This is a genomic window from Janthinobacterium sp. HH104 (assembly GCF_001758715.1).
Taxonomy (GTDB): domain Bacteria; phylum Pseudomonadota; class Gammaproteobacteria; order Burkholderiales; family Burkholderiaceae_D; genus Janthinobacterium; species Janthinobacterium aestuarii.
The window spans coordinates 1-13339 of the sequence record NZ_LRIB01000024.1 but is presented as its reverse complement, the minus strand read 5'-3'; the positions used below and the strand labels follow the sequence as shown (position 1 = coordinate 13339).

Here is a 13339-nt window from a genome sequence, read left to right as displayed (position 1 = left end):
CCATGTCAGGCTGGTGGACCATTATCTCGACAGACACGCCGGAGCAAATGGCCGACATGACGAAAGTCAACAAGGACGCTTTTCTCGCCACGTGGGAAGCGGGCCTGTTCGGCGCCGACTGGATCGCCCAGCTGTGCCACGATGGCAAGGCAACCCAGCTGGCTTTCAACGGCTTTCCCAACCGCTACACGGCGCTGGCGAACGTCGTCGTGCCCCTGCTGCAGGCGGGCATCGCCGAAGCGCAGGATGGCGAATTTCCGCAGGACCGGCTCACAGGCTGGCCCGGCTGCATTACCGTGCACCAGGACCGCATCGCCGCCTGTAAGCCCGGTCAGCTGCTGACCATCGAAGTGTGGGATCAATCGTAAATGATGATTAAAGGCAAATGGTTTAGACTGATGCGCAGCTGCAACTAGAGGAGTTCATGATGGGATTGGCAATTTCGGTCGGCGCCCTTGCCGACCTGCTGGAAGAAGACCCGGAAGGCGCGCAGTGGCTCGTCACCGCTTTGGAGGAAGCCAATCTGCTGCTGCAAAAGGCGGGATTGCCACAGCACAACGAACCAGCTGCGCTGCCGCAACTGGACTCGCGCGTCATGCTCGATTCCTTTCCATACAGCTTCCTGCACACGCTGCGCCGCGCGTATGCCCATGCGCGCCTCGATGCGCAATGGCGTGCCACGCCACTGGCCGACGGCGAGGATGCAAGCGAGGATCCGGTGCTCGATGCCGCGCAAGATGACTTTGACAGCCACCTGATCTGCCATTCCGATTGCGAAGGTTTTTATTTCCCCCTGGTCTTCGAGGAAGTCATTTTTGCCGATGAGGAACACGCGCTGCTGGGTGGCATGCTGGGCTCCTCGTACAGCCTGCGCGCTGAACTGGTCACGGTCGCGCCCGCGCTGGGCATCTTCCTGCTGGGTAACGAACTGAGCGATGAAGAAGCGGCCCGCATCAATGCGCGCATCGACGCGGAGGACGGCCTGGAGCGCGAACTGGTCGCCTGGCTGGCCGCGTACGAGGCATGCCGGCTCAGCATCGAGCACAAGACGGCGATCGTCTTCAATTGAGCATGCTGATACACCCCACCACTGCCGCCGACTGGCCGGCACTGAAGTCCACGCGTCTGGCCGCCCTGCTCGACGCGCCCACGGCCTTTGGCGCCAGCCACGCCAGCGCCGCCGGTTTTTCCGATGCCGACTGGCAGCAGCGCGCCACCAGCACGCCCCAGCGCACGTTTTTCCTCGCCTTTGGCGGAGAACACCCCATCGGCCTGGCCGCGCAAGTGGTGGCCGGCAATGGCGAGTGCCACCTGATCGCCATGTGGGTGCATCGCGAATATCGGGGCATGGCCGTGGCGCAGGGCCTGGTCGACGCCGTGAAACAATGCGCTGTCGGCAGTGCTCGACGTGGCGCCGGAAAATGCACGCGCCGCCGCGTTTTACCGGAAACAGGGCTTTGTCTTTTTGCCGGAGTGGGAAGCGCTGGAAAGCCATCCGCATATCCAGGTGCAGAAGATGGAATGGCTGGCGCCGGCATAGGTATTAATCAGTAGAAAGGTGCAAAGCGATGCTGCGATCTATCTCGACACTCCTGCTGTTGACTGTCCTTGCCGGCAAGGCGAGCGCAGCGAATATTCCCGATATCGTTCTTGAATATGCCCATGCGTTTGCGCAAACACAGGCGGCGGACAAGCAAGCATCCACGCCGCCAGCCGACTACGCGCAATGGTTCTTTCAAGGCTTGACCCATCCCTCAGGCGGCATCGTGACGCAATCGGCCGCCATGCGTGATGCCTACGTGAATGGCCAACGCTATTGGCGCGATCATCCGTCCGAACGGACCAACATCATGGCAGGCTATGGCTACCGTGCCATCGAGCGCGATGGCGTCTGGTCGCGGGGCTTTGAAAAGAGCGTTTTCCAACCGGCCCATACTGATCTCGACCTTGACGCCAGAGCATGGTGGTTCAACTCCTTCGGCAGCGTCGGGTGGCGGGACGTCGGCCTGGTGGCGCCCAATTCAAGCTATGAGCAGCCGCGCGTGCATATTGCCGGTTATCTCAGTCCCAAAGGCCATTACGGCCATCTGGGCGCCTATGAACATGAAGTCCTGGTCACATCGGGCGCCGCCGTGCAAGCTGCGGATCATTGATGGTGAATCCGGATAAACGCGATTTCAAGCACTCCATTCATCCCGATTGACATCCTGTCTTAAAAACCACCTGGCGCCTGTGTTTTTTTCTACACTCTGCCAAGGTGAGATTACTTGGGATTCAAATGAACAGGATGAATATGCGTGCAATAGCTGGTCTTATGCTGTGTTTATACGGCGCCGCGGTACAGGCCCAGGCGGATACGGCGCAAGCCACGGAGCCATCCGCTCAGGATGTCGCGGCGTCCGTCAATGTAAAGGGCATCCGCGACCCGGACTGGAAGCCCTACAGTGCCATGCTCAAGGGCGTCAAGCGCTTCGAGGAAAAACATGCGCTGGCGCCAGGCGCGCAGCTGCGCTTCATCCTGGAGCCGCGCCGTGCCGACGTCGACATGCACGCCATCGCGCTGCGGCTGGAAAGCGATGACGCGGCTATGGCCATACCGATGGGGGAGCGCAATATCTTCACCTTGCCCGTCGAACAGGGACCGCTGTATGAAAAGGCCGAGCTGACCGTGAACCGCAAGGCGGGCTCGGTCAGGTGGATTCCCTACGTCAGGAGCGCGGCGTCCAGCGACACGTTGCGCCGCCTGGGCGACCTGCGGCTGGCGTGCGAAGTCCATTGGGCCATCGACAAGGACACCTTGCCTTTTGCTATGCGCACGGCGATGGGCGCATTGGGCGGACCCTGCAATTTCGTGTCGCAAAAGGGAACCTACAGCTTTTCCGAACCACGGCGCATCACGGCCGCGACCATCAGCTACAACGGCAAAAGCGCGCCCGTGCCCTTCAGCGGTTCGTCGTTCACGCCACCGTTGCGGGAGCAGGATTGGAGCGATGACAGTATGATCGAACTGACATTCGATAACAATTAGCCTGCGTACCCTGCATTGTCGCCACATTGCCTGCCGCGTTTTCAATGATCTTGCTGCTGGCGAGCCGCGCATGGAAACAGGAAATAGCCCCCGTTTAGCAGGATATCTAGATATTTATCAGCACCAAAGCAGCTGCAGCTGCAAGAATTAACCACGGATGTAGCGCCCCATGGCTGCAACCGTTTTTTGGAGACATTGATTGCTCGTATTCCTTTGCTGCCGTCCTTATTTTACTTCCGGAGCGCCCCATGGAAGCATCCAGCAACGAGCGTGATTCCAGCCAGAAGGATGCTGACTTTAATGCCCAGATGGAACTGTACGTCAAACGCAAATTAAAACTCCTGGCCGCACAAATTGGCACATTGACATTTCTACTTGGAGCGCTAGGATTCATGGGGATTGGATACAAAGAACTCATTTTTACACCGATCGTAAAATATATCTATCCACCATCGCTGATACGGGAAGAATTGCTGAAATTGAGCACCGATACGGATAGCAAGGAATCGACTGCCTTGAAAACCAACGTTCTGGACTTCCTGCATGATCATGTGGACTCCGGCTATACGAAGGTGATGATTCTGCCGGCCAGGGGCAAATTCAATGACAACAATATCCCTTTCTATTCGACTCCCGAGCAGGAAGTTGAACTGACCATCTACGTCGACACAGAACAACTCGACTTTCGATATGTGGCAACCGTGGACCAGAAACCGATCGATGACGACGGAGGTTCCGATCATTCCATTCCAATGAGCCGTCCCGTTTTGAATATCTCGCTAGCCAAAAAACTCAACTTTGACCAGTTTTCCAAACATAAAAGATTGCCCAACCTGCATCTGCTATCGATCAGCCCAACCGATGTACAGAACAAGGATGTCATCATTACGTGCGTCATTATCGTCAGAAACAAAAAAATGAGGCAACAATAAATGTCCCATTTCAAAAGGCAACTTGTTTACCTGGGCATCTCGGTGCTGGCGACCATTGCAATGCCATCGGCAAGTGCAGGCATTCCGTTGCAGTACAAAAAAGTGGCGCCCGGCATAGAGATCAGCGACGCAACCGTTGCGGTGAACAAAAGCAGTGCCGATTCCGTGGATTTTCACCTTATCCGTGTCAATCCCGCGCTGGTGCGCATATCGGTCGTTGACGTGCGCTACTTGTCCAATCCGCATGACAAGAATTCCATGCAGATCGCCTTCAGCCTGCGAGAAGTGATGCGCCTGATTACTCCTGCTGCGGCAATTAACGGTGGCTACACGCGCTCCCTCATCAAGCCGATACCGACCGGCTTGATTTTATCCGAAGGCAAACATACCTCGAAAATCATCAACGATTCAACAAAAATCAGAGGGGTCATCTGCATCCACCGCGATGGACGCATCGCCATCGATGAAATCAGCGCCATCGCCACGACCGACTGCCTATCTGCCATTCAGTCCGGCCCAATGGTCATTGAAAAAAATGGTGTGAACGGCATACGCAAGTCGCAACAATCGGTCAGGGCCGTACGCTCGCTGGTGGGTATCGATCAAAAGGGATGGGTGTACCTGATACAGACGACGAGCGCCTCACTGTTTGATCTGGCGGAGATACTTCGCCCGGGTGGCGCCCTGGGCACCGGCCTGAATGCCGTCCTCAATCTTGACGGAGACGTCGATTCAGGAATGATGCTCAAGGACGAAAATGGTACCCGTATCTTTGGCAACGTCGATGCTGTCATTCCCAGTGCCCTGGTCATCCATTCACTCCCGTATCGGGGCAGGCGTCAAAAATAACAACACTCCGGCTCGCGCCACACTTCGCGGTTTTATCAGGCGAGGTTTGCAGGGAAACGCCTTACTTCACCCGCTGCTTCTCCAGCTTGCGCGCCAATGTACGCCGGTGCATGCCGAGGCGGCGGGCCGTTTCCGAGATATTGAAATCCGTCTCGGCCAGCATTTCGTGGATGCGTTCCCATTCGAGCGTCTTGATGTTGGTGGCGCGGTTCGTCAGTTCGATGTCGGCATTGCCGGCCACGTGGCCAAAGGCCGCTTCGATGTCGTCCGTGTTCGACGGTTTCGCCAGGTACTGACAGGCACCCAGCTTGATCGCTTCGACGGCCGTGCCGATGCTGGCGTAGCCGGTCAGCACGACGATCAGCATGTCCGGGTCATGCTGGTGCAGCATCTGCACGCAGGCCAGGCCCGAGGTGTTCCCATTCAACTTCAAATCGACGACGGCGTAGTCGGGGCAATGCTGCTCGAGCAAGGCGCTCGCTTCGTCGAAATTGGTGGCCAGGATGACTTGGTAGCCGCGCCGTTCGAACGAGCGGCCCAGGGTGCGGGCAAACGCGGCATCGTCTTCCACGATCAGTAACAGACGGTCATCCTGCATGGTGGTCGCTTTCTCTTTCCAGTTTGATGGCCGCCAGCGGCAAGGCCAGGTGCACCACCGCCCCGCCCTGCACCCGGTTGCGTGCCGTCACCGTGCCGCCCAGGGTACGCGCGACATTGACCACCAGGAACAAACCGAGGCCGCCGCCGGGCTTGCCCTTGCTGCTTTGGTACGGTTTACCCAGGTGCGTCAGCATCGACGGCTCGAAGCCGGGGCCCGCATCGGTAATGACCAGGTGCAAGGCATCCGCTTCGCGCGTCGCTTCGAAACGCAGCCACTCGGGCGACGCTTCCAGCGCATTGTCGAGCACATTGCAGATGGTTTGCTTCAGGGTCGAATCGAAGACGACGGGCACGTCGTGCTCGATGCGGTTATCGTATTCGAAACCCTGGATCGGGCGGCTGGTGCGCCACTCGTCGACCAGGTCGTTGAGGAAGGTATTGATCGTCGTCTTCACGGAAGATTCCCCGCGCGCCTCGCCCGCCGACAATAAAATGCCGCTGACGATGCTCTTGCAGCGCTGCAACTGGGCCTGCATTTCCGTGATTTCTTCCAGCAATTCGCTGTTCTTGCTCAGTTCCGGCATGCGGCGCCAGTCGCCGAGGATGACGGACAGGGTTGCCAGCGGCGTGCCCAGCTCGTGCGCGGCGCCCGAGGCCAGCAAGCCCATGCGGATGATGTGCTCTTCTTCCGCCGCGCGCTGGCGCAAGTCCGCCACCTTGGCGTCGCCGGCGCGCTGGTTGCGGTTGATGCGCGTGATGAACACCACCAGCAAGGCGGCATTCAAAATAAAGCAGATCAGCAAGCCCTGCACGTAGAGGCTGGAAAAGCCCCGCTCGGGGTCGATCGGCAGAATCAAGGGGCCGGGCAGCAAGGCCAGGCCGGCCAGGCACAGGCTCGTGATGGCCACCATGATCCAGGTCGACCACACTTCCAGCAGCACGGCGCTGAGGATGACTTGCAGCAGGTACAGGAAGGCAAACGGGTTGCTGATGCCGCCGCTCAGGTAGAGCTGGGCCGTCAGCACGGTGACGTCGACCAGCAGAGCGAGGAACAGGGCCGTGTTGGAAACGGGCTGGCGTTCATGCCAGCGCAGCAGGCTGGCAAGGTTAAAAGCGATGAGGCAGGACAGCACTTCGAGCATGTAGGGCACGGGCAAGGCGATGCCCAGTCCCACGCCCACGCCGAAGATCGTGCTGATCTGGCCGATAACGGCCAGCCAGCGCAGCTGGATCAGCAGCTTCATGTTCTGGTGGCCGGCCGGATGTTCCATCTCGGCCGCCACCGCGCCGCGCTCTAACACTTCGCGGTTGGGCAGGATCTCAATCCTGCCCGGCATGGTCACTCTCTTGAAGACCGGCATTACGGCGCGCGCGGCGGCGCTTGTCCTCGCGCACGAGCCACCACGTGATGCCGGCCACCATCAGGGCCAGCGCGAACCACGTCAGGGCGTACACGAGGTGGTTGTTGTGGAAGGAAATCACGGTCAGGCCGCCGACGGGTGCATCAACGGCCGTTTCCGATTTGGCCTTTGCGTCGACAAAATACGGCGCCACGTTGCTCAGCATGTGCGAGGCGCCGATGGCGGCCACGTCGCGCGAATACCAGTGTTGCGTGGCGGGACTGTTTTCGCGCAGGAAGCCGCCGCCCGTCTCGCTGACGCGCAGCAAGCCGTCGACGTGCACGATGCCGGCCGGCGTGCTGGCGGCGATGCCTTCGCGTTTCGGCACGAAGCCGCGGTTGACCAGCACGGTGCTGCCATCGGCCAGACGCAAGGGCGTCATCAGCCAGTAACCGCTGCCCAGTGCCGTCGTTGCTTGCACCAGGGTATTAAAAATGGGGAGATAGGTACCGGAGAGTCGCACATGGCGGTATTCGTCCGTTTGCTGCGTGATGCTGGCCCAGGCTGCGGGTCCAGGGGCGTCCGTTGCGGGCGCATGTACGCGTTGTTCGACGCGCTCGATCAGGTCAAGCTTCCAGAACAGGCGCTTGACTTGCCAGGTGCCCAAGGCACAGAAACCGGCAAACAAGATCCCCGCCAGCAAGGCTAATGCGTAGCGCACAGCCATGCCGCGTGGGCCTGGCGCGGCATCTTGCGATGCGGCGCCAGGGGCGCGCCCGGTGTTGCTTGGGCGCGTATTACTCATCATGGAGCCGTTTTCGTATGCATGTACTCAGGCATCAGATCCGGCATCATGTTGTGGTTCATGTGGTACATGACCCACAGGGAACCGGCCATGGCAATGCCCACGATCATGATGGTGAAGATCAGCGCCATCATGTTCCAGCCGCCTTCGGACTTGGTGTTCATGTGCAGGAAGTACACCATGTGTACCACGACTTGAACAGCCGCGAACGCCAGCAGGACCAGGCCCATGGTGCCCGAGTTGGTGATGGCTTTCGTCATCACCAGCCAGAACGGAATGGCCGTCAGGATCACCGACAGGATGAAACCGATCGTGTAGCTTTTCAGGCTGCCATGATCGTGGTTGTCATGGTGGTGGCTATCGCCGTGTGTGTGGTGGTCGCTCATGGCAGCACTCCCATCAGGTAGACAAAGGTGAAGACGCCGATCCAGATGACGTCCAGGAAGTGCCAGAACAGCGACAGGCACATCATGCGGCGGCCGTTTTCCGGGGTCAGGCCATGCTTGTTCAACTGGAACATCAAGGTCACGAGCCAGATCACGCCGAACGTCACGTGCAAGCCGTGGGTACCGACCAGGGCGAAGAACGACGACAGGAACGCGCTGCGCTGCGGACCGGCGCCTTCGTGGATCAGATGAATGAATTCATACATTTCCAGCGACAGGAAGGCCAGGCCGAACAGGCCCGTGATGCCCAGCCAGACCAGGGTGCTGCGCAATTGCTTGCGCTGCATGGCCAGCATGGCGAAGCCGTAGGTGATCGACGACAGCAGCAGCATGGCCGTGTTGACGGCCACCAGCGGCAGGTCGAACAGCGCGGCGCCCGTCGGGCCGTCCGCGTAGCTGCGGCCGACCACGGCGTACGTGGCGAACAGACAGGCGAAGATCAGGCAATCGCTCATCAGGTAGAGCCAGAAACCCAGCAGGCTGCCGTTTTCCGGGTGGTGCTCGCGCACAAAGTAGCTGCGCGTGCTTGGTGCGGCGCCAGCGGCGCCGGTGTTATGGGCGATGGTATCAGACATGGCTGCTCAGCAATTTAGTATAAGCGTCTTCGGTACGGACCACTTCTTCCGCAGGAATGTAGTAATCGCGCTTGTAGTTAAAGGTATGGACGATGATGGTAACCATCATAATCACGAAGCCAATGCTGGCGACGAGCCACATTTGCCAGATCAGGCCAAAACCGACCAGTGCGGACAGTGCGGCGATCACGAAACCAGCCCAGGTGTTCTTCGGCATGTGGATCTTCGTGAAACCGGACGTCGGACGCTGGTAACCGTGTTTCTTCATGTCAGTCCATGCATCGAGTTCGTGCACTTGTGGCGTAAAGGCGAAATTATAGTCTGGCGGTGGCGACGACGTCGACCATTCCAGCGTACGGCCACCCCATGGGTCACCGGTCACGTCGCGCAGAGCGTGACGGTTGCGGTAGCTGACGAAGAACTGGATCAGCATGGAAGCAATACCCAGTGCGATCGAGACGGCGCCAAACCAGGCGATGATGGTCCAGATTTGCAACGATGGATCTTCGAAGTGGTTGACACGACGGGTCACGCCCATCAGGCCCAGCACGTACAGCGGCATGAAGGCCAGGTAGAAGCCGACGAACCAGAACCAGAACGAGCACTTGCCCCAGAACACGTCGAGCTTGTAGCCGAAGGCTTTCGGGTACCAGTAGTTAATCGCAGCGAAGACACCGAAGACCACGCCGCCGATAATCACGTTATGGAAGTGGGCGATCAGGAACAGGCTGTTGTGCAGCACGAAGTCAGCTGGTGGTACGGCCAGCAATACACCGGTCATGCCGCCGATGGTGAAGGTGACCATAAAGCCGATCGTCCACAGCATGGGCAGTTCAAAACGGATGCGGCCGCGGTACATGGTAAACAGCCAGTTGAAGATCTTCGCGCCCGTCGGGATCGAAATGATCATCGTCGTGATGCCGAAGAAGGAGTTGACGCTGGCGCCCGAACCCATGGTAAAGAAGTGATGCAGCCATACCAGGTACGACAGGATCATGATGACGCAGGTGGCGTACACCATCGAGGCGTAGCCGAACAGGCGCTTGCTGCTGAACGTGGCGACGACTTCCGAGAACACGCCGAACAGCGGCAGGATCAGGATGTAGACCTCTGGGTGGCCCCAGATCCAGATCAGGTTGACGTACATCATGGCGTTGCCGCCCAGTTCCGTCGTGAAGAAGTTAAAGCCTGCAACGCGGTCCAGCGACAGCATGGCCAGCACAGCCGTCAGCACCGGGAAAGCGGCGACGATCAGGATGTTGGTGCACAGTGCGGTCCAGGTGAAGACGGGCATTTTCATCCAGGTCATGCCTGGCGCGCGCATCTTGACGATGGTGGCGATCAGGTTGACACCGGACAATAGCGTCCCGACCCCGGCAATCTGCAAGGACCAGATGTAATAGTCTACCCCCACGTCCGGACTGCCGACGATGCCCGACAGTGGTGGATACGCCAGCCAGCCCGTGCGGGCGAATTCGCCGACGAACAGCGAAGCCATGACCAGGGCGGCGCCCATGGTGGTCATCCAGAAGCTGAAGTTGTTAAGGAATGGGAAAGCCACGTCGCGCGCGCCGATTTGCAGCGGCACCACGTAGTTCATCAGACCCGTCACGAAAGGCATCGCGACGAAGAAGATCATGATCACGCCGTGAGCGGTGAAGATCTGGTCGTAGTGATGCGGTGGCAGGAAGCCGGCATTGTCGCCAAAGGCGACAGCCTGCTGGGTACGCATCATCAGCGCATCGGCAAAGCCGCGCAGCAGCATGACGAGGCCCAGGATCATGTACATGATACCGATTTTTTTATGGTCGATACTGGTGATCCAGTCGCGCCACAGGGTACCCCAGACGCGGAAATACGTCAGTGCCGCAACGAGTGCGATACCGCCCAGGGCAACCATGGCAAAGGTCACCAGCAGGATAGGTTCGTGAAATGGAATTGCATCCCAAGTCAGACGGCCGAATATAAGCTTCGTCAGATCAATATGGTCTAGCATTGTTACTCTCAGAGAAAAAAGGGAGGCGCCAGGCAAACGGCGCCAGTATCTGCAGCGCAATGCGCTGCGGGATTCATGCAGTTGTTACTTGGCTTGAACGCCCTTTTCAACCACTGCATCGCTAGCGACTACTGCCGTTACGGCCGCTACCGGGCTATTTGCCATCGTCAACTTATATGGCTGGACCGGCGTCACGCACAGGGCGTCGGAAACGATGGTGCGGTTCAGGATTGCCTTGTACAGGTCGTTAGGCACGGCGCTGTAGCGGCGGACCGGATCGCGTTCGCTAGGCTGGGCCAGCGACAGGTAGTCGTCGCGGTTCAGCGCGCCGCCACCGGCACGTGCCGATTCCACCCATTTGTCGAAGTCCGCATCATTGACACCGTGGAACTTGAAGCGCATGCCCGAGAAACCGGCACCGCTGTAGTTCGCGGAGAAGCCCTTGTAGACACCAGGCTTGTTGATGACGGCATTCAACTGCGTTTCCATGCCCGGCATGGCGTAGATCTGACCTGCCAGTGCGGGGATGAAGAACGAGTTCATGACGGACGACGCGGTGATCTTGAAGCGGATTGGACGATCGACAGGCGCGTACAGTTCATTCACGGAAGCGATGCCTTGCTCCGGGTAGATGAACAGCCATTTCCAGTCCAGGGCCACGACTTCGACGATCATCGGCTTGTGGCTGGCAGGAATAGGACGGTTGGCGTCGATACGGCTCAATGGGCGGTATGGATCGAGGGTGTGGGTACTGATCCAGGTCAGCAGGCCCAGCACGATAATGATCAACAGGGGCGCGCCCCAGATAATCAGCTCGAGGCGAGTCGAGTGGTCCCAGTCCGGCTCGTATTTGGCCGCGGTGTTGTTTTTTCTATAGCGCCATGCGAAAAGCAGGGTCAGGGCGATTACCGGAACGATAATCAACAGCATCAGCAATGTCGAGATGACAATCAGATTGCCTTGCTGAACTGCGATGTCACCAGACGCATTCAGTACCACCGTATTGCAACCAGCCAACAATGCGAGAGGTGAAAGAAGCAGTCCGCGACGAACTTTTAATGAAAACATACAGGAAAGTCCAGTACAGGGGATGAAGATATGGTACTGTATTCTCACTGGAGCGCGTTGGCAATTGGACGTTTTGTCCTACCCCTTGCTCGGATTTTCACTGGGTGGCTGCGGAGTTTTCCTACAGCTATCTATTGAATAGTCCTACTCCGGGCGTGAGACACCCGGGGTATGTTACGCGTTGGCCGAACTCGAAACTATATTGGAGACGATCATCATGTCCAGCACGCGCATACACAGCGGGGATGTACCCGCCGACTTTTCCCCCCACTCCCTGCGCGACGCACGCGGGGCCGGCATGGTCGAATCGCATATCGACCCCGGTGAGATCGCCGTCGGCGTGATCATCGGCCGCGCTTCCGAATACTTTGACTTCTTTGTCTACGCCATCGCCTCGGTGCTGGTGTTTCCACGCGTCTTCTTCCCGTTTGAAGAACGCCTGGAGGGTACATTATATGCATTCCTGATCTTTTCGTTCGCCTTCATCGCCCGTCCGTTCGGCACCGTGATCTTCATGGAGATCCAGCGCCGCATGGGACGCAGCGCCAAGCTGACATTCGCCCTCTTCCTGCTGGGCGTGTCGACGGCCGGCATCGCCTTCCTGCCGACCTACTCGCACCTGGGCTTTGCCGCCATCATCTGGCTGTCCGTGCTGCGCATTGGCCAGGGCGTGGCGCTGGGCGGTTCGTGGGATGGCTTGCCTTCGCTGCTGGCACTGAACGCGCCGGAAAACAAGCGCGGCTGGTACGCCATGTTGGGCCAGCTGGGCGCACCGGTTGGCTTCCTGATCGCCGCCGGCCTGTTCTGGTTCATGCTGACCACCCTGACGGATGAAGACTTCCTCGACTGGGGCTGGCGCTATCCTTTCTATGTGGCTTTCGCCATCAACGTGGTAGCCCTGTTTGCCCGTCTGCGCCTCGTGTCGACGAATGAATATGCGCGCCTGCTCGACGAACGCGAACTGCAGCCCGTGAGCGTGTTTGAAATGAGCCGCGGCCAGGGCCGCAACGTGCTGATCGGCGCCCTCGCCGCGTTGGCCAGCTACGCCCTGTTCCACCTCGTCACCGTGTTCCCGCTGTCGTGGATTTCCGTCTACCAGACGCGTTCCGCCTCGGACTTCCTGCAAATCCAGATGCTGGGCGCCGTGCTGGCCGCCGTCGGCGTGGTGATTTCCGGCGTGCTGGCCGATAAAGTGGGCCGCCGCACCACCCTGGGCGTGCTGGCCGTGCTGATCGCCATCTTCAGCGCCTTCGTGCCAACCCTGATGGGTGGCGGCAATACGGGCCAGGACGTCTTCATCCTCGTGGGCTTCAGCCTGCTGGGCTTGTCCTACGGCCAGGCAGCCGGCGCCGTGACGGCCAACTTCCCTGCCCGCTTCCGCTACACGGGCGCGGCCCTGACGTCCGACCTGGCCTGGCTGGTCGGTGCCGGCTTCGCCCCGCTCGTGGCGCTGGGCCTGTCGGCCAACTTCGGCCTCGCCTATGTCAGCTTCTACCTGCTGTCGGGTGCCGTCGCCTCGCTGGCCGCCCTGAGCCTAAACCGGGCGCTGGAAATCCGCGACTGACATATAGACTGACATATATATAGAGAGAGAGGCAATCCGGGTGGCAGCGCGCCGCCATCCGGAACACCCCAAAAACACCCCAAAAACGCCGGCACCGTCCGGCGTTTTTTCGTAGGTCGGCTTAGCCCGCAGGACG

The 13339-nt window shown here is 59.2% G+C and carries 15 protein-coding genes; 8 read left to right on the top strand and 7 right to left on the bottom strand.

All coding sequences use genetic code 11. The features are described 5' to 3' along the window. Nucleotides 1–2 precede the first annotated feature (2 nt). The 7 genes from JAB6_RS08530 (at nucleotide 3) to JAB6_RS08500 (ending at nucleotide 4809) form a co-directional block, all read left to right on the top strand. Nucleotides 3–368, top strand: a complete 366-nt coding sequence (locus tag JAB6_RS08530) for a hypothetical protein (protein WP_070302348.1) — start codon at nucleotides 3–5, stop codon at nucleotides 366–368. A 56-nt stretch (nucleotides 369–424) separates the two neighbouring features. Further along, nucleotides 425–1069, top strand: coding sequence for a hypothetical protein (locus tag JAB6_RS08525; RefSeq protein WP_254671527.1), 645 nt, complete (start codon nucleotides 425–427; stop codon nucleotides 1067–1069). 2 nt (nucleotides 1070–1071) lie between these two features. Further along, entirely contained in the window at nucleotides 1072–1554 is a 483-nt protein-coding gene (locus JAB6_RS08520; protein WP_217494614.1) for a GNAT family N-acetyltransferase, read from the top strand. A gap of 14 nt (nucleotides 1555–1568) precedes the next feature. Further along, nucleotides 1569–2153: a hypothetical protein gene (locus tag JAB6_RS08515; RefSeq protein WP_139143326.1), complete on the top strand. Its 585-nt coding sequence runs from the start codon at nucleotides 1569–1571 to the stop codon at nucleotides 2151–2153. A gap of 161 nt (nucleotides 2154–2314) precedes the next feature. Beyond that, complete coding sequence (locus JAB6_RS08510) at nucleotides 2315–3028, top strand: hypothetical protein (protein WP_070302342.1); 714 nt, start codon at nucleotides 2315–2317, stop codon at nucleotides 3026–3028. A 248-nt stretch (nucleotides 3029–3276) separates the two neighbouring features. After that, nucleotides 3277–3960, top strand: coding sequence for a hypothetical protein (locus tag JAB6_RS08505; protein WP_070302340.1), 684 nt, complete (start codon nucleotides 3277–3279; stop codon nucleotides 3958–3960). Then, on the top strand, nucleotides 3961–4809 hold the full coding sequence (locus JAB6_RS08500) for a phosphodiester glycosidase family protein (RefSeq protein ID WP_070302338.1): 849 nt from the start codon (nucleotides 3961–3963) through the stop codon (nucleotides 4807–4809). 61 nt (nucleotides 4810–4870) lie between these two features. Here JAB6_RS08500 and JAB6_RS08495 read toward each other — a convergent pair whose 3' ends face one another. The 7 genes from JAB6_RS08495 to cyoA all read right to left on the bottom strand — a co-directional run bounded on the left by JAB6_RS08495 (nucleotide 4871) and on the right by cyoA (nucleotide 11639). Beyond that, nucleotides 4871–5407 carry a response regulator transcription factor gene (locus JAB6_RS08495; RefSeq protein WP_034748067.1) on the bottom strand — a complete coding sequence of 179 codons (537 nt, stop codon included), beginning with the start codon at nucleotides 5405–5407 and terminating at the stop codon, nucleotides 4871–4873. Then, nucleotides 5397–6746 (bottom strand): ATP-binding protein, encoded by a 1350-nt coding sequence (locus JAB6_RS08490; protein WP_034748064.1) that lies wholly within the window; start codon nucleotides 6744–6746, stop codon nucleotides 5397–5399. The genes JAB6_RS08495 and JAB6_RS08490 overlap by 11 nt, the downstream gene beginning before the upstream one ends. Then, nucleotides 6730–7557, bottom strand: coding sequence for an SURF1 family protein (locus tag JAB6_RS08485; protein ID WP_083292616.1), 828 nt, complete (start codon nucleotides 7555–7557; stop codon nucleotides 6730–6732). The genes JAB6_RS08490 and JAB6_RS08485 overlap by 17 nt, the downstream gene beginning before the upstream one ends. Continuing rightward, a complete protein-coding gene (cyoD, locus tag JAB6_RS08480; RefSeq protein ID WP_034748058.1) occupies nucleotides 7554–7940 on the bottom strand; it encodes a cytochrome o ubiquinol oxidase subunit IV in 387 nt (128 codons plus the stop codon). The genes JAB6_RS08485 and cyoD overlap by 4 nt, the downstream gene beginning before the upstream one ends. Beyond that, on the bottom strand, nucleotides 7937–8575 hold the full coding sequence (gene cyoC, locus JAB6_RS08475; protein WP_034788486.1) for a cytochrome o ubiquinol oxidase subunit III: 639 nt from the start codon (nucleotides 8573–8575) through the stop codon (nucleotides 7937–7939). Before cyoC ends, cyoD begins: the two co-directional genes overlap by 4 nt. After that, nucleotides 8568–10571: a cytochrome o ubiquinol oxidase subunit I gene (gene cyoB, locus JAB6_RS08470; protein WP_034748052.1), complete on the bottom strand. Its 2004-nt coding sequence runs from the start codon at nucleotides 10569–10571 to the stop codon at nucleotides 8568–8570. Before cyoB ends, cyoC begins: the two co-directional genes overlap by 8 nt. An 84-nt stretch (nucleotides 10572–10655) precedes the next feature. Continuing rightward, nucleotides 10656–11639 carry a ubiquinol oxidase subunit II gene (cyoA, locus tag JAB6_RS08465; protein WP_083292615.1) on the bottom strand — a complete coding sequence of 328 codons (984 nt, stop codon included), beginning with the start codon at nucleotides 11637–11639 and terminating at the stop codon, nucleotides 10656–10658. 217 nt (nucleotides 11640–11856) lie between these two features. On the opposite strand from cyoA, the gene JAB6_RS08460 reads away from it, so the two are divergent. Continuing rightward, a complete protein-coding gene (locus JAB6_RS08460) occupies nucleotides 11857–13203 on the top strand; it encodes an MFS transporter (RefSeq protein ID WP_070302334.1) in 1347 nt (448 codons plus the stop codon). The last annotated feature ends 136 nt before the right edge of the window (nucleotides 13204–13339 follow it).

What these genes read in the sequence shown, in the direction of transcription:
- JAB6_RS08500 (WP_070302338.1), top strand. Translation starts at nt 3,961, where the DNA reads ATGTCCCATTTCAAAAGGCAACTTGTTTACCTGGGCATCTCGGTGCTG.
- cyoA (WP_083292615.1), bottom strand. Translation starts at nt 11,639, where the DNA reads ATGTTTTCATTAAAAGTTCGTCGCGGACTGCTTCTTTCACCTCTCGCA.
- JAB6_RS08490 (WP_034748064.1), bottom strand. Translation starts at nt 6,746, where the DNA reads ATGCCGGGCAGGATTGAGATCCTGCCCAACCGCGAAGTGTTAGAGCGC.
- cyoC (WP_034788486.1), bottom strand. Translation starts at nt 8,575, where the DNA reads ATGTCTGATACCATCGCCCATAACACCGGCGCCGCTGGCGCCGCACCA.
- cyoD (WP_034748058.1), bottom strand. Translation starts at nt 7,940, where the DNA reads ATGAGCGACCACCACACACACGGCGATAGCCACCACCATGACAACCAC.
- JAB6_RS08460 (WP_070302334.1), top strand. Translation starts at nt 11,857, where the DNA reads ATGTCCAGCACGCGCATACACAGCGGGGATGTACCCGCCGACTTTTCC.
- JAB6_RS08495 (WP_034748067.1), bottom strand. Translation starts at nt 5,407, where the DNA reads ATGCAGGATGACCGTCTGTTACTGATCGTGGAAGACGATGCCGCGTTT.
- JAB6_RS08485 (WP_083292616.1), bottom strand. Translation starts at nt 7,557, where the DNA reads ATGATGAGTAATACGCGCCCAAGCAACACCGGGCGCGCCCCTGGCGCC.
- cyoB (WP_034748052.1), bottom strand. Translation starts at nt 10,571, where the DNA reads ATGCTAGACCATATTGATCTGACGAAGCTTATATTCGGCCGTCTGACT.
- JAB6_RS08530 (WP_070302348.1), top strand. Translation starts at nt 3, where the DNA reads ATGTCAGGCTGGTGGACCATTATCTCGACAGACACGCCGGAGCAAATG.
- JAB6_RS08525 (WP_254671527.1), top strand. Translation starts at nt 425, where the DNA reads ATGATGGGATTGGCAATTTCGGTCGGCGCCCTTGCCGACCTGCTGGAA.
- JAB6_RS08520 (WP_217494614.1), top strand. Translation starts at nt 1,072, where the DNA reads ATGCTGATACACCCCACCACTGCCGCCGACTGGCCGGCACTGAAGTCC.
- JAB6_RS08510 (WP_070302342.1), top strand. Translation starts at nt 2,315, where the DNA reads ATGCTGTGTTTATACGGCGCCGCGGTACAGGCCCAGGCGGATACGGCG.
- JAB6_RS08505 (WP_070302340.1), top strand. Translation starts at nt 3,277, where the DNA reads ATGGAAGCATCCAGCAACGAGCGTGATTCCAGCCAGAAGGATGCTGAC.
- JAB6_RS08515 (WP_139143326.1), top strand. Translation starts at nt 1,569, where the DNA reads ATGCTGCGATCTATCTCGACACTCCTGCTGTTGACTGTCCTTGCCGGC.